Origin of the sequence: Bacillus sp. ISL-51, assembly GCF_018613535.1 — a bacterium.
In the GTDB taxonomy this organism is placed as follows: Bacteria; Bacillota; Bacilli; order Bacillales; family Bacillaceae; genus Bacillus.
On the sequence record NZ_JAGGQB010000012.1, the window covers coordinates 182,869 to 204,322 of the forward strand.

Consider the following 21,454-nt stretch of genomic DNA (forward strand, 5'->3'; position numbering starts at 1 on the left):
CTTATTTTCCTCCGTACAAGCCTTGCAGCACTGTTTGGTTCAGCTGAAAGGAGTGCTTTTCTTCCGGGAAAACCCGCTCTTTTACATCATGTACATAACCGCTGATTGCCGTTTCGATGGTGCCATCGATCTGGGCGTATTGTTTCACAAACTTCGGTGTTCTTTCCACGCCGTGGCCGACAATATCATGATAGACAAGCACCTGTCCGTCCGCTTCCGGTCCGGCCCCGATTCCGATAACAGGAATCGCTATCTCTTCTTTTATTTTTGCGGTCAGTTCTGCCGGCACACACTCAAGCACGAGCATCATCGCTCCGGCCTGTTCGCATTTGATGCTGTCTTCCAGCAGTTTTTTCGCGCTTTGTTCGTCTTTTCCCTGTACTTTATATCCGCCTAATACACCGACAGATTGCGGTGTAAGCCCTAAATGGCTGACGACCGGAATTCCGCCCAGTGTCAAAGCGCGGATGGATTCGAAAACGCCGTCTCCGCCCTCAAGCTTTAACGCGTCCGCGCCGCTTTCCTGAATAATGGCAGCCGCGTTTTTCAGCGTCTCCTCTTTAGAAAGGTGATAAGACATAAACGGCATGTCAGTGACGATAAATGTGTTCTTCGCACCGCGTTTTACCGCTTTTGTATGGTGAATCATGTCTCTGACCGTTACGCCGACGGTTGAATCGAGCCCAAGCACGACCATTCCGAGTGAATCCCCGACTAAGATCATGTCAACGCCCGCCTTTTCAGCAAGCTTTGCCTGCGGATAATCGTAAGCGGTCAGCATCACGATCGGCTCTCCATTTTCCTTCATTTTCATAAAATCCAACTTTGTTTTCATCCTGTTCTCCTCCTCAAACGGTGAGGAGATGAGCCGCCAGTTCTTTACAAGCAAAAAAACCTTCCGGTATGTAAGAAGGATTCTCCACTTATTTTAAAGTTTGGCGAATGTCATCCCTCTGTCCCAGTCCTTTTTTGGATCAAGGCAGACTCTTAAAAACTTTATTCTGCTGATCAGGTGCAGTTCATTATGATACTGCCCAAAGGAAGTATACCAAATTCGGCAGACTTGTACCAACTAAGAATGATTGAGTTCGATATCTGCGGAGTAAATCTTTTTTATACCGTCTTTCGTTTCTAAAAGAAGTACTCCCTCATCATCAATGCCGAGCGATTTTCCGTAAAACGTTCCTTGGAGGGTTCTCGCTTGAAGCTCGTTCCCCAAACCGAGCGCATAGCTTTCCCATAATAACTTGATCGGTGTAAAGCCGTGCGTCAAATAATCCTGATAACGTTTTTCAAATGTCTGTAAAATCTCTTGAATCAGTCCGGCTCTGTCAATTTTTTCGCCGGCTTCAAGGCTCAGGCTTGTCGCGATGTCTTGAAGCTCGTCGGGAAAATCGTCCGTCTGCTGGTTCACATTAATTCCGATTCCGATAATAACCGAGCGGACACGGTCTTCCTCCGCCTGCAGCTCCGTTAAAATACCGACGGCCTTTTTCCCGTGAATTAATAAATCATTCGGCCACTTAATGTCAGGCTGTATGCCGGCCGCCGCCTCAATGGCCTGTACAACGGCTACGGCGGATAACAAGGTTAGCTGCGGCGCTTTTTGCAGAGGAATGTCGGGTCTGAGGATGAGGCTCATCCATATCCCGTTCCCTTCCTGCGAGTGCCACACTCTGGACATTCTTCCTCTGCCGGCCGTTTGTTTATCGGCGACGACGAGTGTTCCTTCCGGCGCTCCGTCATTCGCCAGTTCATGCGCCGTTTTTTGGGTGGTCGGAAGAACGTCACGGTAATAAAGCTGTTTGCCTAAGAATTCGGTCTTCAGCCCGAAACGGATTTCAGATTCACTGAGTTTTCCCGGTTTCTTTACGAGCCTGTATCCTTTTCTTCTGACAGCTTCAACCTCATAGCCCTCTTTGCGGAGTTCTTCAATATGCTTCCAAACAGCGGTTCTCGAACAGCCGAGCGCATCACTGATTTTTTGTCCGGAGATAAAACCGTCTCCCGCTTCAGAAAATAAATCTATTAATTGGGTTCTTAACGTTGATCCCACGCTCTAAGCCACTCCTTTATGTTGTTTTTTCGGTTGGAGAGCTTTCCTGCCAGCACCGCTTCTTCAATCCGGCGAAGTTCTTCTGCTACCCATTTTCCCGCCGGACGGTTTCTGAGCGCCATGATATCGGCACCTGAAATATCAAGGTCGCGCAGGCTTTTGATCGGCAGCTGTTGATACAAGCGCTGAACCTCTTTCAGCTTTTGTGCATCGATTGTCCTCGTCTGCTCAAGCATGCTGATTTTGACCGCAGAAAGCAGCGCTTTTTCTCCGGTCCGATACATGGCTTCCGTTTCCAGTTTCACCGGGCAGGCGCTGACGATTTGCACCGCTTCTTTTATGACCTTTCCCGGCAGCTTCCACTGTTTTAAAAGCGGCTCGCCGTCTTTAGGAAGTATGCGGAGATATAATAACAGCGCTGCCCAGCGTTCCTCACGTGTGTCTAAAGCACGAAACGGAAACCCGCACGCCTCAAGCAGCCTGTCCTCTTTGCCTGAAAGGCCGGGCAGCTCTTCACTCAGGCCTGTCTTTACCATCGTTTGAATGGCTTGATGTGAGGATATGCCCTGTAACAGTTTCTCAAATTCCACTGTCTTCCGTTCTACAGAGACATGTGACAGCAGATTTCTATCCTTTATAACGGCCTCTTCGGTCTCTTTTGCAAGCGTGAAGCCGAGCTGGCTCATAAAGCGGACAGCCCTCATCATCCGCAGGGCATCTTCTTGAAAGCGATCTTGCGGATTTCCCACCGTGCGAATCAGCTTTTGTCCGATATCTTGTATTCCGCCGAAATAATCAAGCAGCTCACCCTCTGCGGACATTGCCATCGCGTTAATCGTTAAGTCTCTGCGCTTTAAGTCCTCAGATAAAGATGTAATAAACTGCACGGCTTCAGGCCGCCTGTAATCTTTATATTCAGATTCCGCACGGAAGGTGGTGACTTCATAGGTTTCATCTTCCCATAAGACGATAACCGTACCGTGCTGCTTGCCTACATCCACGGTGCGCTGAAAGAGGCGCTCCACCTCATCCGGCGAAGCGCTCGTTGCGATATCTACATCGCCTATTTTTCGTTTCATATAGCTGTCTCTGACGGCTCCCCCGACAAAATAAGCCTGATGGCCCGCCTTCATGAGTTGATGAAGGATGGGGAGGGCTTTGACAAATTCCTGTTCCATCTGATCACTCCGGTTCTGCCAGTTCGGCATAAATCCGTTCATATTCGCTGACGATTTTTTGCGAAGAAAACTCCGTCTTCACCATTTTCAGCGCCTGTTCAGTTAAACGTTTGCTGAGCTGTTTGTCTTCTAAAATGGTGAGCGCTTTTTCAGATGCAGCTTGAATATCACCGACATTCACTAAAAAACCGCTCACTTGATCTTTAATGACTTCCGGGATTCCGCCTATATTCGTTCCGATGCACGGCACTCCGCAGGCCATCGCTTCAAGGAGAACGAGTCCGAAGCTCTCCTTTTCAGAAAGAAGGAGCTTAAGATCGCTGATGGAATACAGCTCTTCTACCCTGTCCTGATTTCCGAGCAGCAGCACTTGATCCTGCAAGCCGTATTTTTCGACAAGCTGCCAAGCGACGCACTTTTCCGGCCCGTCTCCGACAAGGAGGAGCTTCGCCTTTGTTTTGGCGGCGATATTACGGAAAACACGGATGACATCCTTGACGCGTTTTACTTTTCTGAAGTTAGACACGTGGATGACGACTTTTTCATCCGGTAAAATGCCGTGCTTCTGTTTTATACTTTCTCTATTTTTCTTAAGATAAACGCGTTCGTCTATAAAGTTATAGATTGTCTCAATTTTTTTCTGCGGCTTGATTAAATCATATGTTTCGCCGGCAAGTGCGGTTGAAACGGCCGTCACTCTGTCTGATGCCTCAATTGCAAAACGGATTAAATCCTTCAATGACGGATCATACCCTAATACAGTGATATCCGTGCCGTGAAGCGTTGTGACGATACCGATATCCCGCTTGAGCATCTGTTTCGCAAGATAAGCGCACACCGCATGAGGCAGCGCGTAATGGGCATGGATGATATCAAGGTTTTCCCTTGCTGCGACCTCTGCAATTTTGCTCGCTAAAGTCAGATCATAAGGCGGATATTTAAATACAGCGTACTGATTGACTTCCACCTCGTGAAAATGAATATTCGGATGATATGTATTTAATCTAAACGGGATGCTTGATGTAATGAAATGAACTTGGTGCCCCTTTTCCGCAAGAAGTTTGCCAAGTTCCGTCGCAATAATACCCGAGCCTCCGACACTCGGGTAGCATGTAATCCCTATTTTTAATGGTTTCATTGTCCGCCCCCAAAAACATCATCATTCAATATGGGAAGCTGTTTTGTAAAGAAGCCTTCAGCATATCCCGTGCCGGCTTCTTTGCCATACAGCCTTTCCCGCGCTTCCACCATCTCAATATAACCGTTTGTCAGCGGTGTGTTCACTGAATGCTCTGAAGGGATAAACTGGCTTTGATATGCATTTAAGCTCTTTTTCTTCAAATCAATGGTTTCCGTTATATCTATGACAAAATCCGGCCGATGAAAACCGTTAATCATATAATAATATACTTTTTCCGCCTTGTGAGCCGGCAATTGCTGATGATCTATATACTTATGAATGCCCGCGGAAAATACCGCTTCTTCAACTAATGCGGCTGCATTTCCGTGGTCAGGGTGACGGTCTTTCGGATAGGGCATGAAAACAGCTTTCGGCCGGCAGGCTCTGATCACACTGACGATCTGACGGATTGCGTCTTCATTTTTTAAAAGCCCGCGGTCCGGAAGCGTAAGCTGTATTCTCTCTTTTACGCCGAGAATGTGAGCCGCCCGCGCCGCTTCTTCTTTTCTTAAACTTACTGTCCCGTTAGACGATAATTCCGCCTCAGTCAAATCGCATATAACCGCGGTTTTGCCTTTGGCTGTGAATTTTGCAATCGCGCCGCCCATGCCGATCTCGACATCATCGCTATGGGCGCCAAACGCAAGAATATCAAGATGTTCAGACATTCGGATCTCCCCCGCGCACGAGATTGCGAAAATCAAACGCCCCGCCGTCAAGCGTACGGACGAGGATTTCCGCCGTCCCCATGTTTGTGGCAAGCGGGATCGCGTACACATCACAGAGGCGGATTAATGCCGAAACATCCGGCTCGTGAGGCTGCGCCGTTAACGGGTCACGCAAAAAGATGACGAGGTCAAGTGCATTTGCCGCAATTAATGCGCCGATTTGCTGATCTCCCCCAAGCGGGCCGGATTGAAAGCGTTCAACGGTCAAATCGGTCGCTTCTTGAATTTTTAAGCCAGTCGTACCGGTTGCATATAAATCGTGATGGCTTAATATGTCCTTATAGGCGGTCACGAACTGCACCATATCCTGCTTTTTTTTATCGTGAGCAATCAAAGCAATTTTCATTTGATTTTCTCCCCCTTGCCGATTCAATCGATAATATTTTCAAGCCCGTACACAAGCTGGTCTATTTTCATCACTTGCTCTACAGACAGCTTCACTCCTGACATAAAGGAAGTGCGGTTATAGGAATCATGGCGCAGTTTAAGCGTCTGGCCGTCCATGCCGAACATGACTTCCTGATGGGCGATGAGACCCGGCAGGCGGACGCTGTGCAGACGGATGCCGTTTAATTCTGCGCCGCGGGCGCCCGGAAGAATTTCTTTTTCATCAGGGTGGCCCTGCTGTTTTTCTGAACGGACGCTTGAGATCATCTCCGCCGTTTTCAGCGCCGTTCCGCTCGGGGCGTCCAATTTTTGGTCATGGTGGAGTTCAATGATTTCGACATCTTCGAAATAATTGGCAGCCATTTGAGAAAATTTCATCATAAGGACCGCTCCCAACGCAAAGTTCGGGGCAATAATCGCGCCGATTCCTTTTTCTTCTGTCAACGCGTGAAGCTCCTGTAAATCCGCTTCAGAAAATCCTGTCGTTCCCACTACCGGGCGAACGCCGTGTTCAAGCGCCGCTTTTGTATGTTTTTTGCCGATTTCAGGCGTTGTTAAATCAATCAGCACATCTGGCTTTGTTTCTTGAAAACATGCGCGGATATCCGTATAAATGAGAGCGTCTGAATCAGCAGACATTACCTCTCGCAATGTTTTTTGATCGTATGTATGGTCAATGGCGCCGACCAGTTCAAAATGAGGCGTGCGGATGGCAAGCTTTACAGCCTCTTGTCCCATTCTGCCGCGCGGCCCCGCGATTACTACTTTAATGGTTTCATTTGACATGATTTCTCCTACTTTCCTTCTTCTTTTCTTGTCCAGCGATCTTTATCTCTTGTATTAAATTTATGCATGACGCGGTTATGGGCTTCCTCTAATGAAATATCAAGGGAATTGGCCAGGCAGATCAAGACGAACAGCACATCGCCCATTTCCTCTTCCATGCTTTTATCATTTTCCGTCGTTTTTTTCGGCTTTTCACCATAGTAATGGTTGACTTCTCTTGCGAGTTCGCCCAGTTCTTCCGTGAGACGGGCCATCATGGCAAGCGGGCTGAAATAGCCTTCTTTAAATTGGCCGATATAGTCATCTACCTCAGCTTGTAAGTCTTTCATTGTTTTGTCACTCACTGTGCGAATACCTCCTGTCATCTCTTCCATGTTAGCTAATTCATGTTCGTTTGACAAATGTTTAAAACGGGAGTTTGCTGTTTTCTTGTGTATCCACTATAATATTAACGCAATCTTATGGAAGGAAAAGGGGTTTGATACAATGCTTGGAGAAATCAGATTAAAGAATATTTGCTTTATCTTAATCGGCGCCGCTATTTTTTCATTCGGACTGGTTCATTTTAATATGCAGAACAATTTGGCTGAAGGCGGGTTTACCGGCATTACTTTGCTTTTATATGCGTTATTCCACATCAGCCCGTCCATTTCCAACCTTGTATTAAACATTCCGATTTTTTTCATCGGCTGGCGCATGCTCGGCCGGACGATGTTTGTCTACACCATTATCGGGACCGTGTCTCTTTCCATTTTCCTCAGTATCTTTCAGCGCTACGAAATCCATATGCCGCTCCAACACGATTTGGCGCTGGCCGCTTTGTTTGCCGGTGTGTTTATCGGCGCCGGGCTGGGAATTATCTTCAAATTCGGAGGCACAACGGGCGGAGTCGATATCATTGCCCGCTTAATCAATAAATTTTCCGGAATCCCGATGGGACGCACGATGTTCGCTTTTGATGCCTGCGTCATTCTTCTGTCTCTGTTTACGTACCTTTCCTACAAAGAAGCAATGTACACGCTTGTTGCCGTTTTTGTTGCGGCGAGATTAATTGATTTCATTCAGGAAGGCGGGTATGCCGCAAAAGGGGCAACGATTATTTCTTCAAAAAATCATTTGATTCAGCAAAAAATCATTGAAGAAATGGAGAGAGGCGTAACTGTATTAAAAGGTCAAGGCTCTTATACAAAAGAAGACAGAGACGTTCTTTACTGCGTTGTTCCGAAAAACGAAATTGTGATGCTGAAAAGCGTCATTACCTCTGTTGACCCGCACGCATTTGTTGCTGTAAGCGACGTTCATGACGTGCTTGGCGAAGGGTTTACACTTGATGAAAATAAGAACCCGATCAGACGATAATAAAAAGGCGGCCCCATGCCGCCTTTACTCTCTTCCCCATTTCACAACCGGTGATTTCTTCTTTTGCAGACGGGCGGCAAACGCCGGGCTGATATTCAGCGTCTGCTCCACGAACCTTTGCGGTGTCAGCGCCAGCCACTGGTTTAAAGAGACATCTTCGAACCGGTCGCTTTTGAATATTTCTAAAAAGCGCAAAACCGTATCACCGGTGTTTTGAACATAATGTCCCATCGCAAAGGGCACATACCCTACGTCACCGGCTTGATAATTAAACGTCCGCGCTTTTCCTTCCGCCGCGAAAACGGTCATTTTTGCTTCTCCTGAAAGATAATACTGCCATTCATCCGTATTCGGATGCCAATGCAATTCCCTCATTCCCCCGGGTCCGACTTCCACAAGGGCTGCGGCTATTGTTTTTGACACCTTAAACGTCTTTGAATCAACGATCTTTACTTTACCGCCGCTTGTAACAAGAGGTTTTTGCTGCGAAAGTTTATAGCTGAACGGTTCTAATACCGTGCCTTGCGGGGAAATGACTTCTGCATTACTGATCGGAGGAGGCGGTTCCAGCTGGAACATATAGCGTTCTTTTGCGGGGATGTAAGCCAGCTCGTAGCCAGGAACGCCGAAATTTGCGGCAAGCACACTGCGCGGAGTATGGGCAAACCAGTCCGTTACAGAGAAGGTACTGTTTTCCGAAAAAGAGCCGTCATCAAATACGAGCAGAAATTCACTGCCTTGATCCAACCCTTGAATCGAATGAGGAATGCCTGACGGAAAATACCAAAGATCGCCTTCACCGACATCATCTATAAAATTTCGCCCGTTTTGGTCCACTGCGGTTAAGCGCACCTTTCCGTTTAACACATAGCCCCATTCCGCTTCTTTATGCCAATGAAGCTCCCGCACCGCTCCGGGCTTCAGCCTCATATTAACCGCTGCAATATTTTTAGAAATCGGCAGTTCTCTTACTGTCACCTCTCTTGACCATCCGCCTTCTTCAAGTCTCATATGTGTATCAGAAAAAGAGAATTTCAAGTTCTCCACCGTTCCGGCGTCCGTTGACGGCGGTACGAGCATATCAGGATTCTGGAAGTCGCGCACAATATTTCGCGGCCCCTCATCAGTCGCCCCTTTTCTGCCCCTGATCGGTTGCGGGATTTGCTTTGAAGCTAATTGCTGAATGAGTTTTTTCATGAGCTAAGCTCCTTTGCAGCAATGTTTTTCACTTAGGATATTCCCGTTTTTTCACTTTGTTTTTTTCCGCTCTGTATTTTCTGAAACCGACATAGGTCAGCGCCGTGATGATAATGCCGCCTGTTGTCAGGATAACCCAGAGCAGTGACGGGTCGGCATCATCCCGTTCCACCTTGTCAAATACACGCTTTAAATCCTTTTGCAAAAGCGTCAGCCGTTCGAGCTTTGTCCCTTTTGTCATCTGCTGAAACCCTTCCTGCTCAATGACCTCTATATGTTTCGCGACCGTGTCAAGCTGTTCGGACGAAATATCCATCGTCAGGCTGGGATAGATTAAATCATATAATGATATAAATTCATTCCATTTTTCATTGAAATTTTCACTTCCGTTGCCGCTGATATCTTCCTTTAAGGCGCTGAATGTAGCCATAATCGGTTTTTCAAGCGAACCCCACAGCGGATCGGAGTGGTGCTCCATTGCATCCATTACCATTCTGAATTGGGCTGCAGCCCGCATTTTTTCAGTATCTGAAGCGTCGGCCTGTTTTAATGCACGCACCAAATCGTTGTAGCCTAAAGTCAGCTGCCTTACTTCGGCTCCTGTCAGCGCATCAGCATGTTTCATTTTTTTCTTAAAGTAAGCAAGCACTTGCAGCGCCTCATCATATTGCGAATGCCGCGTCATTTGAAAAACGGTATCCGAGAGGTCATTTAATTCCTTGAGGCCCCCCTCTCCTTCAGCTTTGGCAGTTGTCATGAACATAAGAGCAAGCAAAAGACAGATTGTCAGCTTTCGTTTCATAGAGGTCCCTCCCACTCCTTCTCTGTACAGAATATGAGGAGCGGGACAAGGTTAGACCAAGATTATCTCAATGTAAGTCAAGCTTCATTCGTTTTTTGAAAATCACCAAATAATATGCGAGGCCGAGTGAAAATATGCTGAGCCAGAATGTCGCATACCCGATCTCATGCATATAGGCACTCAGCATTGAATAGCGCGGCATCATACCGAAAAGATAGTCAATGGCATCATTATGAAGCGTCCAAACCGCCGCAATGGCAAGATGCCATAACCGAAAGCGGAAATACGGGCTGTATAAAACGCCTTGAACCGCCATTGCAAAATGCGAGGCAATCAGCATGTACCCCTCCCAAGGGACTTGTCCCATTTCAATCAAAACAAACACATTCATTCCGACCGCCCACAGGCCGTACTTTACAAGTGTCACAAGCGCCAGTGCTTCAAACAGCGGAGCGTTCCTTTTCATGAGAAATGCCAAAAGCACAAAGAGGAAAAAAAACGTTGCCGTCGGGCTGTCGGGAACAAAAATAAGAAATCGCGCCGGCGTATCCGTCAACTGCGGCATATACCAATAATAACCGTATATCGTACCGATAAAATTAACGGCAAGAACAAGCAGCAGCATGCCGCGCTGCCCTAAAATATAGGAGATCCACCTCATACCATCAACTCTCAGTCTGTCAAAAATATGTATCATGCAAAAAAAGCTGACATCCGGTCAGCTCTTTTCATAAAAGTATATCCTGCTATTGTCCAATTCACAATACGTTTATTTCGAAGTCGTTTCAGAAATGAATTTAGCCAGCTGATCGAGCTGTTTGTCATTTCCTTTAAAAACGCCGGCTGGCATCTGCCCTTTTCCTTTCACGGCGATTTTTTTGATTTCCTCAGGGCTCAGGCCGTTATCGACCAAGGAAGGCCCCGCTCCCCCGCCTTGAAGATTATCCCCGTGGCAGGAAATACAGCCTTGTTCTTTAAATACTTTATAGCCGTCTGATTCTGTATCAATGGCCGCTTCTTTTTTAATTTTTCCTTGCTCCTCCGCCTTTGCCCAGTCATGTGTGGCGACAGACTGCCATGTTAAAAATATAGTCGCGCAAATCGCCAGAAGCATCATGCCGACGGCAACCGGCCGCTTCCGCGGCCTTCTTTCAGCGCCCCTGTCAAGAAACGGCGCCAAAAGCAGCGATCCGAAGGCAAGCCCCGGCATAATCATCGCGCCGATGACCGTATAGCTTCCTGCGGCATATTCATATTTCAGCAGCTGGTATAAAAATAGAAAATACCAATCAGGCAGCGGAATATAACCCGTATCCGTCGGGTCCGCCATCCGTTCCAAAGGCGGCTGGTGCACAATCGTTAAGACAAGAAATCCAACGAGAAATACGGCGCCGACCATCCACTCCTTCAGCAGGAAATTCGGCCAAAACGCCTCTGTCTTTCCCGGATACTCTGAATAGTCCTTCGGTATATTCGGTTTCTTTTCAGCAGGTATCCTTGAATCACCCACAAACTTCATCCCTTTACCCCGGTGCATGTCATCCCCTCCCTTTTTATCAGATCAGTATTAAAGCGGCCCTGAAATTCCCTGCTTGCGGATCATGACAAAATGCGCGCCCATGAGCGCAAACAAAGCGGCAGGGAGAAAAAATACGTGAATCGCAAAAAATCTCGTCAGCGTTTGAGCGCCGACAATATCATGGTGGCCGGCAAGAAGGGTTTTCACCTGCGCTCCGATCAGCGGCGTCGCTTCAGCTATTTGTAGACCGACCTTTGTCGCAAACAGCGCCTTCATGTCCCAAGGAAGCAAGTATCCTGTAAAACCAAGGCCGAGCATGACAAAGAAAATTAACACACCGACGATCCAGTTCAACTCCCGCGGCTTTTTATAAGCCCCCTGAAAGAAAACCCTCAGCGTATGTAAAAACATCATAACGATAACTAAACTAGCGCCCCAGTGATGCATTCCCCGTACGATCTGTCCGAAAGCGACTTCATTCTGCAAATAATAAACTGATTCCCATGCATTTTTTATATCCGGCACATAATACATCGTTAAAAACATTCCGGACAGCACTTGGATAACGGTTACAAAAAACGTGAGACCTCCAAAACAGTATACAAAAGCCGAGAAATGATGGGCGGGATTCACATGTTCCGGCACCTCATGATCGGCAATATCCCGCCACATCGGCGTAATATCGAGACGTTCATCCACCCAGTCATAAATTTTATTCAGCATGTCACCCTTCCCCCCTAGGCTTCGCTTTTCCAAGATACAAAAAGCCGTCCTTCACTTTTTGCTCATAACGGTCAAGAGGCGCGAGCGGCGGCGTGCCGGGGACATTCGTGCCGTCTTTTTCATACAGCCCGTAATGGCAGGGACAAAAGAACTTATTCGGATTTTTCGGATCGTTGTTCCAGTTGACGGTGCACCCCAAATGCTTACAAATCGGTGAAAGCGCTACAATTTCATCCCCGTGTTTATAGACCCAGGCTGATCTGGATTCCTCCGATTCGTACCACGCGTCGACTTGATGAATTTTAAAGTCAAAGCGCTTCGGTTCTTTTGTCAGCTCATCTACGCTGACAACCTGCACCATTTTTTGATTTCCGGTCGGTTTTAAAACCGGATCCAAAGCAAAACGCACCATAGGCATAAGCGCACTGGCGGCCATAAATCCCCCTACGCCGGTGAGCGCATAATTTAAAAATTGCCGTCTTGATATATCGTGTTTTCCGCCCATCTCTTCCCCCCCTAAAGATTGACCAAAAATTAACTAAAATAGAAAATAATTCTGAGATATGACACCCTCATAATATATGAATCTCTCAGCAAGGTCAACAGAGGAAAAACAGCTGTTTTGCGGGAAATGCAGGTGTTTTTACGAATTGTTCCACTTCTGTAACAAAACGTTCAAAATTTCCCCGCACTTGTCATCCGCTATCTTTCTCTTTAAAGAATCTTTCATATGTTCAAACGGAACGGCCGGTATGTAAATGACATCAGGCCCTATCTCTGAGTCTTTCCATTTCTCGTCTGCCGTCAGAAATACGGCATGCCGAAACTGAGACATCACCTCTTCTTTGACCTTTTGGAGCTGGCTGATTTGAGTTTGATCTATATCAACATATGTATATGAGGGGAATAAATATACCCGTCCCTTTAATTGGCGTTCAAGCTCTTCTGAAAGCAATTGAGTGCTTTCCCCCTGTTCAGCCGCCTCTTTTAAACCGCCTGGTGATTTTATGGAAATTAAAGGAATGATAGCGGTGTCAATGTAATCCATAGACTGTAAGTAGACGCTGGCATCAGCGGCCCTCCATCTCATGTCTGATTCCTCCTTTTTTACGGCAACAAGCCTTGCATGTGCTGCAAGGCTGTCATTTATGTGAGCTGTTTCAATTGGCGTGAAAGCTGTTCAAAGGCTTCTTTATCATGTCGGTCTAACGCATCATCGATATCTTTGAGCAATTTTTCCCGCTGGAATTCGGAAATCGCATGTTCCAATATTTGTTCGGCCATGCCTTGATCCTTTTTATTTTCAAACAGATCCTTCGGCAGGTGCGGGTTAGATTCAAGCACCGCAGCATATTCAGGCGAGCTGTAGGCTGAACGGAAATTTAACTGGATAAAAAGATCCTGCTGTTTATTTAATCGGATATCATGAAAAGATTTTTCGGCGTCAGTGGTCATGACATTTTCTTTATAAAACCGAAACGGCACCTCTTCAACACAATGAGTAGACATGATAATGCCTCTTGGGCAAAACTCAGCTTGTTCTACGAAATGGACTTTTTCCATTAATGAATCATGGCTCATTAAATAATTTAAAATCCAGACGCACTCCCGGCGTTTAAGCTGATAATGATTTAAAAACCAACGGATAAAATCCTTTTTTTCATTGACAGAAACAGGGGTCTGCATGTAATTCCCTCCTCTATCGATCGTATAATCTCATATTACTTATACATTCAACAAGCATGGCAGAAAATCCTGCTTATCTTAAAAATTCATCCTCTATCCGTAAGATTGTTTCTTCAAGCTCTTCATTTGCCCCATCCATCGTGAGCACTTGTTTCAAAAGCGGCAGCGCTTCTTTTTGGAGGCCCTCTTCTAATAAGAAATGAGCGTATTCATATAAGAAATCCCGATCCTCTTGATAGTGGAGATACGCGGCTTCGAAGCTTTTTTTCGCTTCATCATATTGCTCAAGGCCTGTATAGGCGCCCGCCAAATACCAATTGTATTTCGGATCTTCTTCGCCGTAGCTGCGGACTTCCTGAATTAAATCAATGATCTGTTCAAAACTTTCTTCTTTATGGTAAACGGCCAGCAGGGTGTGGAGCGCTTCCACATAACCCGGGTCAAGCGCCAGCGCTTCCTGAAGAAGTGTCTTGCCTTCCTCTTCATTCCCGAGTTTTAAAGCCATTTTCGCCGCATAGAGAAAAAGCTCTTTATTGTATTCATCGTATGTGATGCCTTCTTTAGCTGTTTTTAATGCTTCTTCATACATGCCTTCTGTCTCGTAGCTTTTAGCAAGCGGCATATAAAGCGATGAATAAGACGGATCAAGCCCTTTCAAGTCTGTCAGCTGTTTAATGGCCGTTTTGACCATACCGGCTTGATAAGCGGTGAATCCGTAGCCGAAAATCGTATTTGGTTCTGTATTTTCCTCTGCCGCTTTTTCATACCATGAAATCGCTTCTTCAAATTCACCTGCGGCGCTTAGTGATTCAGCCAATCGCTGGTGAACGTTTACACCGCCGATCTCACTTTGTTCTCTTGCCGTTTCTTTAAAGTACGGCACGGCTTTTGCATATGATCCTTGGGTAAAGTATAATTCGCCTAATGCGAAATCAATGACAGGTTCTTGTTTTAAAATGGCTTTTGCCTGTAAAAGCTTTTGTTCACTTACTTCAAATAAGCCTTGCATCTGATACAAATCGGCCATTAAAAGGAGGCTTTCCGGGTAAGACGGGTCTTCCGGAGAGATTGTCTCCAACACCTCGAGGGCTTTTTCTTCTTTATCAATATCTATTAGCAATTCTGCGTAAAAATTCGTCAGTTCTGACTCCTCTGGGTAGAGGTCATGCAAATCGCTGATCAGTGAAATGGCTTTTTCGGCATTTCCCCATTCGTAATAAAGCTGGGCTGCAATGGCTTTGTCTTCGTCGTGAAGCTGTTTTTCCGCTTTTGAAAGCGCTTTGAGTCCCTTTTCGGTTTCACCTGCTTCAACTAATTTTATGGCTTCTTGAATCAATGTATTCAAATCAGACCGGTCCTTTCTTTTCCTATACATCATCAACCAATGAAAAGGGTTTTTATTCGGGTTAACCTTATCATAATTCAGACAGAAGCTGCCCGCAAATAAGATGCTTCACCCGGCATTATAGTTTATCAAAAAATCCGCACCAGGAAAACGGCAAAAAGGGAGACGGCATCTTTATACTAAAACAGCGCTTTTCACTCCGGCTGCTTCTGTAACGAAAACGCATCCCCCCTTTCCTTTATTTTTTCTGTTTAAGACAAGCTATGTTCGAGCCCTTCATTTTATGATTTCCGCACTGAAAAAAGCCCGAAGATGATCTTCAGGCTTTTTTCGCTAATTGATTTAGATGGTCAAAAAATGTCGGGTAGGAAACATGGATCGCTTCTGTCTCCAAAATCTCAATCGGCTCCTGTGTCAGGCACGAAGCGATGCCGAGCATCATGCCGATCCGGTGATCGCCGCGGCTTGATACGGACGCACCGCCAGCGAGCGTTTTTTTGCCGTGTATTTTCATTCCGTCCTCCGTCGGCTCGATGTCTGCCCCGATTTTACGAAGCTCTGATACGACTGTGTCAATCCGGTTCGTTTCTTTCACCTTCAGCTCTGCCGCATCTTTAATAATCGTCGTGCCTTCTGCCTGCGTTGCTAAAAGGGCGATAATCGGAATTTCGTCAATTAAGCGGGGTATGATCTCTCCGCCGATTTCCGCTGCTTTCAGAGCCGAGGATTCAATGATCAGATCTCCGTAAGGCTCCGCGCTTTCTGTTTCAGACGGAATGACTTCAAGCGCCGCTCCCATCTGCTGTAAGACGTCAATAATTCCCGTGCGAGTCGGGTTTAAACCGACATTTTTCAAAACAATCCTGCTTCCGGGAACAATAGCTCCCGCTGTAAGGAAAAAGGCTGCCGAAGAAATATCACCGGGCACGAAAATGTCTGCGGCCCGAAGCTCTTGCCCGCCTGTTACGGAAGCGCTTGTTTTTGTTTCAGACAGCTCAACGCCAAAAGCGTTCAGCATCCGTTCCGTATGGTCTCTTGATTTATGCGGCTCGGTTACGGTTGTCGTTCCGTCAGCCTGCAATCCGGCAAGCAGCACGGCCGATTTAATCTGTGCGCTGGCGACAGGCGATACATAATCGATGCCAGTCAAATTTCCGCCTCTTACCGATAAAGGCGTAAATTCTCCGCCTGCTCTTCCGTCAATTACGGCACCCATCTGCTTTAAAGGCTCCGTAACCCGTTTCATCGGACGTTTCGCAATGCTTTCGTCGCCTGCTACCGCACTGTGAAAAGGGCGTCCGGCTAAGATGCCGAGCATCAGTCGGATCGTTGTGCCTGAGTTCCCGACATCAAGAAGGCTGTCAGGCTCACAAAGAGCGTCTATGCCTTTCCCGTGTATCGTTACATCACTTCCATTTTGTTCGATGGATACACCCATTTTTCTGAAGCAGGCGATGGTGCTGAGGCAATCAGCTCCAGGCAAAAAGTTTTTTACTGTTGTCGTTCCTTTTGCAAGCGCTCCGAACATAACAGAGCGGTGAGAAATGGATTTATCACCCGGAATATGGATTTCACCGTTTAAAGACAGCACTGTTTCTCTTTTCATTGTTTTTTCCACCTCAGTCAGCATAAAATGTTTCGTAATTGGCGCGGTTTTGTATACAGCTCTCGGCCCGCTTGCGGTCATCATCAGTTTGGAAACTGATTCTTAATATCCCGTTTATATCTTCTCTCGTTTCAATAATGCGGATATTGGTAATGCTGATAAGTTCTTCCGCCAATATCGCCGTAATTTCCGAGATCACTCCCGGATGATCCGGTACATCAACGTAAAGATCATAAAACGACGGAATAGCCCCTTTTTGGCGCAGCGGCAGGCCGTCGCGATAATCCTTCGCCTTTTTAAAGTAGCCGAACAGTTTGTCCGCATCTTCATTTTCTACGTATGATTCTATCGTGTCAATCTCACGTTTCCACTCTTCGAACCGTTCAAGCAATTTTTCTTTGTTGTGCAAAAGAATGTCTCTCCACATTGCCGGACTGCTTGAGGCAATCCTCGTAATGTCCCGAAATCCCCCGGCTGCGAACCGCTTCACAAGCGGATAATCTTCTTCACAATGATGAGCCTGATGGACGAGGCTTGCGGCGACAATGTGAGGAAAATGGCTGATCACGCTTGTTACGCCGTCATGCTCTTCAGGCGTCATCTCAACAAAATGCGCATTTGTCGCTTTCAGCAAATCCTTCAGCTGCACCACTGATTCTTTTGATGTCGATTGTCCGGGCGTTAAGATATAAAACGCATTTTCAAATAGAAACTCTTTCGCGGCAGCGGCGCCGGACTTATGGGAACCCGCCATCGGGTGGCCGCCGACAAATTGATAATGGGAGGGCAGCACTTGATCGGCGTAGCTGACGACTTTCTGTTTTGTGCTGCCCACATCTGTAATCAGCAGTTCGTGGCTGATGTCTGATGCTGCCAGCTTATCCAGCATGTGCAGTGTTTGGGCGACAGGCGTGGCAATAATGACGGCTGACGCTTTTTGCGCGCCTTCAGTAAACGAATCCGCCCGTTCATCGATAATGCCCAGTTTCAGCGCGGCGTTAAGCTGTTCTTCTGATATATCTACGCCGATGATCCGTTTATGAGGGTGCTGCTTTTTTATGGCTAATGCGATGGACCCGCCGATCAGGCCTATCCCTGCAAGCAATATTGTATCCTTCATATCATTCATTTCCTTATCACCTAATTTAATAGATTAAAGAGGTGACGCTAGATCACCTCTTATAATAATTCAGCTAAAATTGTCAGTATTTCCTCGTTCTGCTCCTTCGTTCCGACTGTAATCCGGAGTGCAGTCGGAAATCCGAGCGCCTGTCCTGATCGAACGATGTACCCCTTTTCCAGCAAGGCTTGAAACAGTTCATCCGCCGGACGGTTAAAATCGATGAGCACAAAGTTTGTTTGCGAAGGATAGCATGTTAAACCATGCGTTTCGGCAAAATCATAATACTGCTTCAAACCGGCTTTATTCTTTTCAACACAAGCTTCAATAAACGCCTGGTCGTCAAGAGCTGCCAATGCTGAAGCCTGGCCGATGCGGCTCGTATTAAACGGCTCTCTCACGGGTTCGATCTGGCGGATCAAAGCCTCACTCGCGATTCCATATCCGACGCGGAGCGCTGCAAGCCCGTATGCCTTAGAGAATGTACGTAAAATCATTATATTTGGATATTGTTTTAACAGCGGAATGCTCTCCGGGTAATCTTCCGCGGTGACATATTCGTAATACGCTTCGTCCAGTACAACGAGAATATGCTCAGGCACCCGGTCTAAAAAGGAAATTAACTCTCCTTCAGACGTATACGTCCCCGTCGGATTATTCGGATTGCACACCCACACGACCTTTGTCTGTCCGTCAATCGCTTCAAGCATCTGTTCCAAGTCGTGAGCGCCGTCAGAACGGAGCGGTATTTCACGCACCTCAGCACCTTCTATGACCGCATTATGTCTGTATTGCGGGAAGGTTGGAGCGGCAGTGATCGTATTTGTTTGCTCGTGTAAGAAAGAGCGGCAAATGATCTGCACAAGCTCATCTGAACCGTTGCCGAAGATGATCGACGATTCATTGACCTGAAGATGCTCACTCAGCCGCGTTCTAAGAGCAGCACTATATCCGTCAGGGTACAGCGCCAGCTGCTCTATTTCCTGATGTAGCGCATCTTTAACGGCTTGAGAACAGCCGAACGGATTTTCATTAGAGGCGAGTTTTACTATTTTTTCGAGCCCGTATTCACTTTTTACTTCTTCTATTGGTTTTCCCGGCTGATAAGGTTTCAGCTGCCGCAGCTGTTCTTTGATCTGCAAATCCAGTCACCTCATTTTAAACTGTACAGCCCGCCAAACGTCTTCGCATATTCTTCAAATTCAAGCAGCGCATCCTCTCTTGTTTCCGGATTCCTGAGCCTGCTTTCAAGCTCTTCAATTCTTCTGACAAGCGCGCTGCCGACAACAACTCCGTCGCATATTTCATTCATCTCAGCAACCTGTTTGCGGCTTGAAATGCCAAAACCGACTGCTACCGGGACAGAGCTTAATTCCTTTACCTTGCGGATGAAGGAGTAAGCAGACGGCTCGAATCCGCTGCGGACGCCTGTCACGCCTAAAGAGGATACACAATACACAAAGCCGCAGGCCTGTTCAGTAATTATTTTTAAACGTTTTTCACTCGTCGGAGCAACCAGCGAGATATAAGTCACCTTCTCCTGCCGGCATTTCTCCTGCAAAAGGGCGCTCTCCTCCAAAGGAAGATCCGGAACAAGCAATCCGTCTATATGATTTTCCCGCAGTAAAGCGAAAAAGTGTTCTTTGTCTAATTGTAACACAGGATTATAATACGTAAAGAGGATTATTGGAATATGGACGCCGTTTTTTTTCATTTGTCCGCCAAGTTCAATCGCCTTCACAATATTCATCCCGTTATTAAGGGCGCGTTTTGAGGCCCGCTGAATCACAGGGCCGTCAGCCAGCGGATCTGTATAAGCCACACCGATTTCAAGCGCCGAGGCACCGGCTTTTTGCAATGATTTCGCCAGTTCAATCGATACCTCGGGGAGCGGGTCGCCTGCTGTAATAAAAGGAATAAATAACTTCTCTGACGCTTTCAGATTAAACATGTGTCTCCACCTCGTTTTCCAATACTTTCATCAGTGTATGGACGTCCTTATCCCCTCTTCCCGACAAACTGACGAGAATGATTTGGTTCTTATCCATCTCTTTTGCCATTTCAAACGCTTTTGCCAGTGCATGTGCTGATTCAATTGCCGGCAGAATGCCTTCTTTTTCAGAAAGCAGGCGTAATGCAGCAATTGCTTCATCATCTGTCACGCTTTCATATTTCACGCGCCCGCACTGATGCAAAAACGCGTGCTCCGGCCCGATGCCGGGGTAATCAAGCCCCGCTGAAATGGAATACGGTTCTATGATTTGTCCGTACTGATCTTGTATCAGATAGGTCATTGATCCGTGAATCACACCGAGCGTGCCTTTTGCAATCGTGGCAGCGTGCAGCGGCGTGTCAATTCCTTTTCCGGCCGCTTCGGCACCGACCAGTTCTGTGTCTTCCTCTAAAAAGGCCTGAAAGATGCCCATCGCATTGCTGCCTCCGCCCACACACGCGATCACCTTATCCGGAAGCGATCCTTCCATCTGCCGGAGCTGCTCTTTTGCTTCCTCGCCAATCATCTTCTGGAATTCACGGACGATATACGGATAGGGATGCGGACCGACTACAGAACCGATGAGGTAGAAGTGATCCTCACAATGCTGCACCCAATACCTGATGGCTTCATTTGTCGCATCCTTCAGCGTACCGTTTCCGCTTGAGACCGGCACAACCTTTGCACCGAGCAATTTCATCCGGAACACGTTAAGCGACTGGCGCGCGACGTCCTCTTCCCCCATGAAGACCGTGCAGTCAAAACCGAATTTCGCGGCAACCGTTGCAGCGGCTACGCCATGCTGCCCCGCACCTGTTTCAGCAATGATTTTTGTTTTGCCCATTTTTTCAGCAAGAAGAACCTGACCTAATGCGTTATTGATTTTGTGGGACCCCGTGTGGTTTAAATCTTCTCTTTTCAGATAAATTTTAGCCCCTCCCAAATACTCCGACACCCGGTCGGCGAAGGTTAAAGCCGTCGGCCTGCCGGAATAATCAAACAGCAGTTTTTTATATTCAGCGTGAAAAGCCGGGTCGTCTTTTAATTCTTTGAAGGCTTTTTCGATTTCTTCCAGCGGCTGCATCAATGTTTCAGGGACAAATTTGCCTCCGAATTCGCCGTATCTTCCGATTTCATTTGGATATGGATACATAATGGTTCATCCTTTCTTCTAAAAGCCGGATCAGTGTTTTATTCTTTTGTCCGTTTTTTTCAATTCCGCTTGCAAGGTCAATACCGCCGGGACGCCATTTGAGTAAACCTGTTATCGTTTCCGGATTGATGCCGCCTGCGATAAAGCAGCTCTTTTTTGCGTGCCGGGCCTGATTTCTGTATAGGGGAACGTGATCCCATGAAAAGGTGATGCCGGTTCCGCCTCTCATTCCTTTTACGGAGGAATCAATGACATAGCCGTCAACTGCGCTTTCAAATTGTGTCATCTGCTGAAGCGTCCCTTCATGATGATGGAGCGCCTTCCATATTTCACAGCGCACAAGCGGGCGGAGACGGCGGGCATCTTCGGGTGATTCGTCTCCGTGCAGCTGAATGACATCAAGTGAGAGATCTGCTGCGGTGCGACTGATGTTTTCCGCAGTCTCATTAACAAAAACACCGACGCGTTTTTTATCTGTCTCAGACCGTACGAACCATTTCTGCACGTCGCCTGGCGTGACTTTTCGTTTGCTTTCAGCAAAAATAAACCCGAGATAATCCGCTTGTGAGGCCGCTGCAAGCTTATAATCATGCTCCGAGCGGATACCGCAGTATTTGAATTCAGGTTTTTCCACGT

24 protein-coding genes are annotated in these 21,454 nt (G+C 46.9%); 1 reads left to right on the plus strand and 23 read right to left on the minus strand.

Translation table 11 applies throughout. From position 1 onward, the window contains the following. Position 1: 1 nt before the first annotated feature. From panB to J7E26_RS15970, 8 genes are all read right to left on the minus strand, one after another. Positions 2-835 (minus strand): 3-methyl-2-oxobutanoate hydroxymethyltransferase, encoded by an 834-nt coding sequence (gene panB, locus J7E26_RS15935; protein WP_214814221.1) that lies wholly within the window; start codon positions 833-835, stop codon positions 2-4. A gap of 237 nt (positions 836-1,072) precedes the next feature. Continuing rightward, positions 1,073-2,056 (minus strand): biotin--[acetyl-CoA-carboxylase] ligase, encoded by a 984-nt coding sequence (locus tag J7E26_RS15940; protein WP_214814223.1) that lies wholly within the window; start codon positions 2,054-2,056, stop codon positions 1,073-1,075. Further along, the gene (locus J7E26_RS15945) at positions 2,041-3,234 is read right to left on the minus strand and encodes a CCA tRNA nucleotidyltransferase (RefSeq protein ID WP_214814225.1); all 1,194 of its coding nucleotides are present in this window, start codon (positions 3,232-3,234) and stop codon (positions 2,041-2,043) included. Before J7E26_RS15945 ends, J7E26_RS15940 begins: the two co-directional genes overlap by 16 nt. Before the next feature lie 4 nt (positions 3,235-3,238). Next, positions 3,239-4,372, minus strand: a complete 1,134-nt coding sequence (gene bshA, locus J7E26_RS15950) for an N-acetyl-alpha-D-glucosaminyl L-malate synthase BshA (RefSeq protein WP_214814227.1) — start codon at positions 4,370-4,372, stop codon at positions 3,239-3,241. After that, a complete protein-coding gene (gene bshB1, locus J7E26_RS15955) occupies positions 4,369-5,082 on the minus strand; it encodes a bacillithiol biosynthesis deacetylase BshB1 (protein WP_214814229.1) in 714 nt (237 codons plus the stop codon). The genes bshA and bshB1 overlap by 4 nt, the downstream gene beginning before the upstream one ends. Beyond that, positions 5,075-5,488 (minus strand): methylglyoxal synthase, encoded by a 414-nt coding sequence (mgsA, locus tag J7E26_RS15960; RefSeq protein ID WP_214814231.1) that lies wholly within the window; start codon positions 5,486-5,488, stop codon positions 5,075-5,077. The genes bshB1 and mgsA overlap by 8 nt, the downstream gene beginning before the upstream one ends. Positions 5,489-5,511: 23 nt before the next feature. Beyond that, positions 5,512-6,315, minus strand: a complete 804-nt coding sequence (gene dapB / locus J7E26_RS15965; RefSeq protein ID WP_214814234.1) for a 4-hydroxy-tetrahydrodipicolinate reductase — start codon at positions 6,313-6,315, stop codon at positions 5,512-5,514. A gap of 8 nt (positions 6,316-6,323) precedes the next feature. Beyond that, a complete protein-coding gene (locus tag J7E26_RS15970) occupies positions 6,324-6,659 on the minus strand; it encodes a nucleotide pyrophosphohydrolase (protein ID WP_214814243.1) in 336 nt (111 codons plus the stop codon). A gap of 142 nt (positions 6,660-6,801) precedes the next feature. On the opposite strand from J7E26_RS15970, the gene J7E26_RS15975 reads away from it, so the two are divergent. Continuing rightward, the gene (locus tag J7E26_RS15975; RefSeq protein ID WP_214814246.1) at positions 6,802-7,674 is read left to right on the plus strand and encodes a YitT family protein; all 873 of its coding nucleotides are present in this window, start codon (positions 6,802-6,804) and stop codon (positions 7,672-7,674) included. 24 nt (positions 7,675-7,698) lie between these two features. Here J7E26_RS15975 and J7E26_RS15980 read toward each other — a convergent pair whose 3' ends face one another. The 15 genes from J7E26_RS15980 to J7E26_RS16050 form a co-directional block, all read right to left on the minus strand. Continuing rightward, the gene (locus tag J7E26_RS15980) at positions 7,699-8,871 is read right to left on the minus strand and encodes an oxalate decarboxylase family bicupin (RefSeq protein ID WP_214814249.1); all 1,173 of its coding nucleotides are present in this window, start codon (positions 8,869-8,871) and stop codon (positions 7,699-7,701) included. A gap of 28 nt (positions 8,872-8,899) precedes the next feature. Further along, positions 8,900-9,673 (minus strand): sporulation protein YpjB, encoded by a 774-nt coding sequence (ypjB, locus tag J7E26_RS15985; RefSeq protein ID WP_214814252.1) that lies wholly within the window; start codon positions 9,671-9,673, stop codon positions 8,900-8,902. A gap of 67 nt (positions 9,674-9,740) precedes the next feature. Next, entirely contained in the window at positions 9,741-10,334 is a 594-nt protein-coding gene (lhaT, locus tag J7E26_RS15990; protein WP_214814255.1) for a lipoprotein heptaprenylglyceryl N-acetyltransferase LhaT, read from the minus strand. A 108-nt stretch (positions 10,335-10,442) separates the two neighbouring features. Beyond that, positions 10,443-11,210: a menaquinol-cytochrome c reductase cytochrome b/c subunit gene (locus J7E26_RS15995; protein ID WP_214814258.1), complete on the minus strand. Its 768-nt coding sequence runs from the start codon at positions 11,208-11,210 to the stop codon at positions 10,443-10,445. A gap of 30 nt (positions 11,211-11,240) precedes the next feature. Further along, positions 11,241-11,915, minus strand: a complete 675-nt coding sequence (gene qcrB / locus J7E26_RS16000) for a menaquinol-cytochrome c reductase cytochrome b subunit (RefSeq protein WP_003153485.1) — start codon at positions 11,913-11,915, stop codon at positions 11,241-11,243. A 1-nt stretch (position 11,916) separates the two neighbouring features. Then, entirely contained in the window at positions 11,917-12,420 is a 504-nt protein-coding gene (locus tag J7E26_RS16005) for a Rieske (2Fe-2S) protein (RefSeq protein WP_061520966.1), read from the minus strand. 138 nt (positions 12,421-12,558) lie between these two features. Further along, positions 12,559-13,005, minus strand: a complete 447-nt coding sequence (locus tag J7E26_RS16010; RefSeq protein WP_214814261.1) for a YpiF family protein — start codon at positions 13,003-13,005, stop codon at positions 12,559-12,561. Positions 13,006-13,061: 56 nt separating this feature from the next. Continuing rightward, the gene (locus tag J7E26_RS16015; RefSeq protein ID WP_214814264.1) at positions 13,062-13,601 is read right to left on the minus strand and encodes a ReoY family proteolytic degradation factor; all 540 of its coding nucleotides are present in this window, start codon (positions 13,599-13,601) and stop codon (positions 13,062-13,064) included. Positions 13,602-13,674: 73 nt separating this feature from the next. After that, complete coding sequence (locus J7E26_RS16020; protein ID WP_214814267.1) at positions 13,675-14,946, minus strand: tetratricopeptide repeat protein; 1,272 nt, start codon at positions 14,944-14,946, stop codon at positions 13,675-13,677. Positions 14,947-15,265: 319 nt separating this feature from the next. Next, complete coding sequence (aroA, locus tag J7E26_RS16025; protein WP_214814270.1) at positions 15,266-16,552, minus strand: 3-phosphoshikimate 1-carboxyvinyltransferase; 1,287 nt, start codon at positions 16,550-16,552, stop codon at positions 15,266-15,268. Positions 16,553-16,565: 13 nt separating this feature from the next. Continuing rightward, positions 16,566-17,681, minus strand: a complete 1,116-nt coding sequence (locus J7E26_RS16030) for a prephenate dehydrogenase (RefSeq protein WP_214814273.1) — start codon at positions 17,679-17,681, stop codon at positions 16,566-16,568. 50 nt (positions 17,682-17,731) lie between these two features. After that, a complete protein-coding gene (gene hisC, locus J7E26_RS16035; RefSeq protein WP_214814276.1) occupies positions 17,732-18,814 on the minus strand; it encodes a histidinol-phosphate transaminase in 1,083 nt (360 codons plus the stop codon). 11 nt (positions 18,815-18,825) lie between these two features. Then, the gene (trpA, locus tag J7E26_RS16040) at positions 18,826-19,623 is read right to left on the minus strand and encodes a tryptophan synthase subunit alpha (protein ID WP_214814279.1); all 798 of its coding nucleotides are present in this window, start codon (positions 19,621-19,623) and stop codon (positions 18,826-18,828) included. Then, positions 19,616-20,818, minus strand: coding sequence for a tryptophan synthase subunit beta (trpB, locus tag J7E26_RS16045; RefSeq protein ID WP_214814282.1), 1,203 nt, complete (start codon positions 20,816-20,818; stop codon positions 19,616-19,618). Before trpB ends, trpA begins: the two co-directional genes overlap by 8 nt. Beyond that, positions 20,799-21,452 (minus strand): phosphoribosylanthranilate isomerase, encoded by a 654-nt coding sequence (locus J7E26_RS16050; protein WP_214814285.1) that lies wholly within the window; start codon positions 21,450-21,452, stop codon positions 20,799-20,801. Before J7E26_RS16050 ends, trpB begins: the two co-directional genes overlap by 20 nt. Between the last annotated feature and the right edge of the window lie 2 nt (positions 21,453-21,454).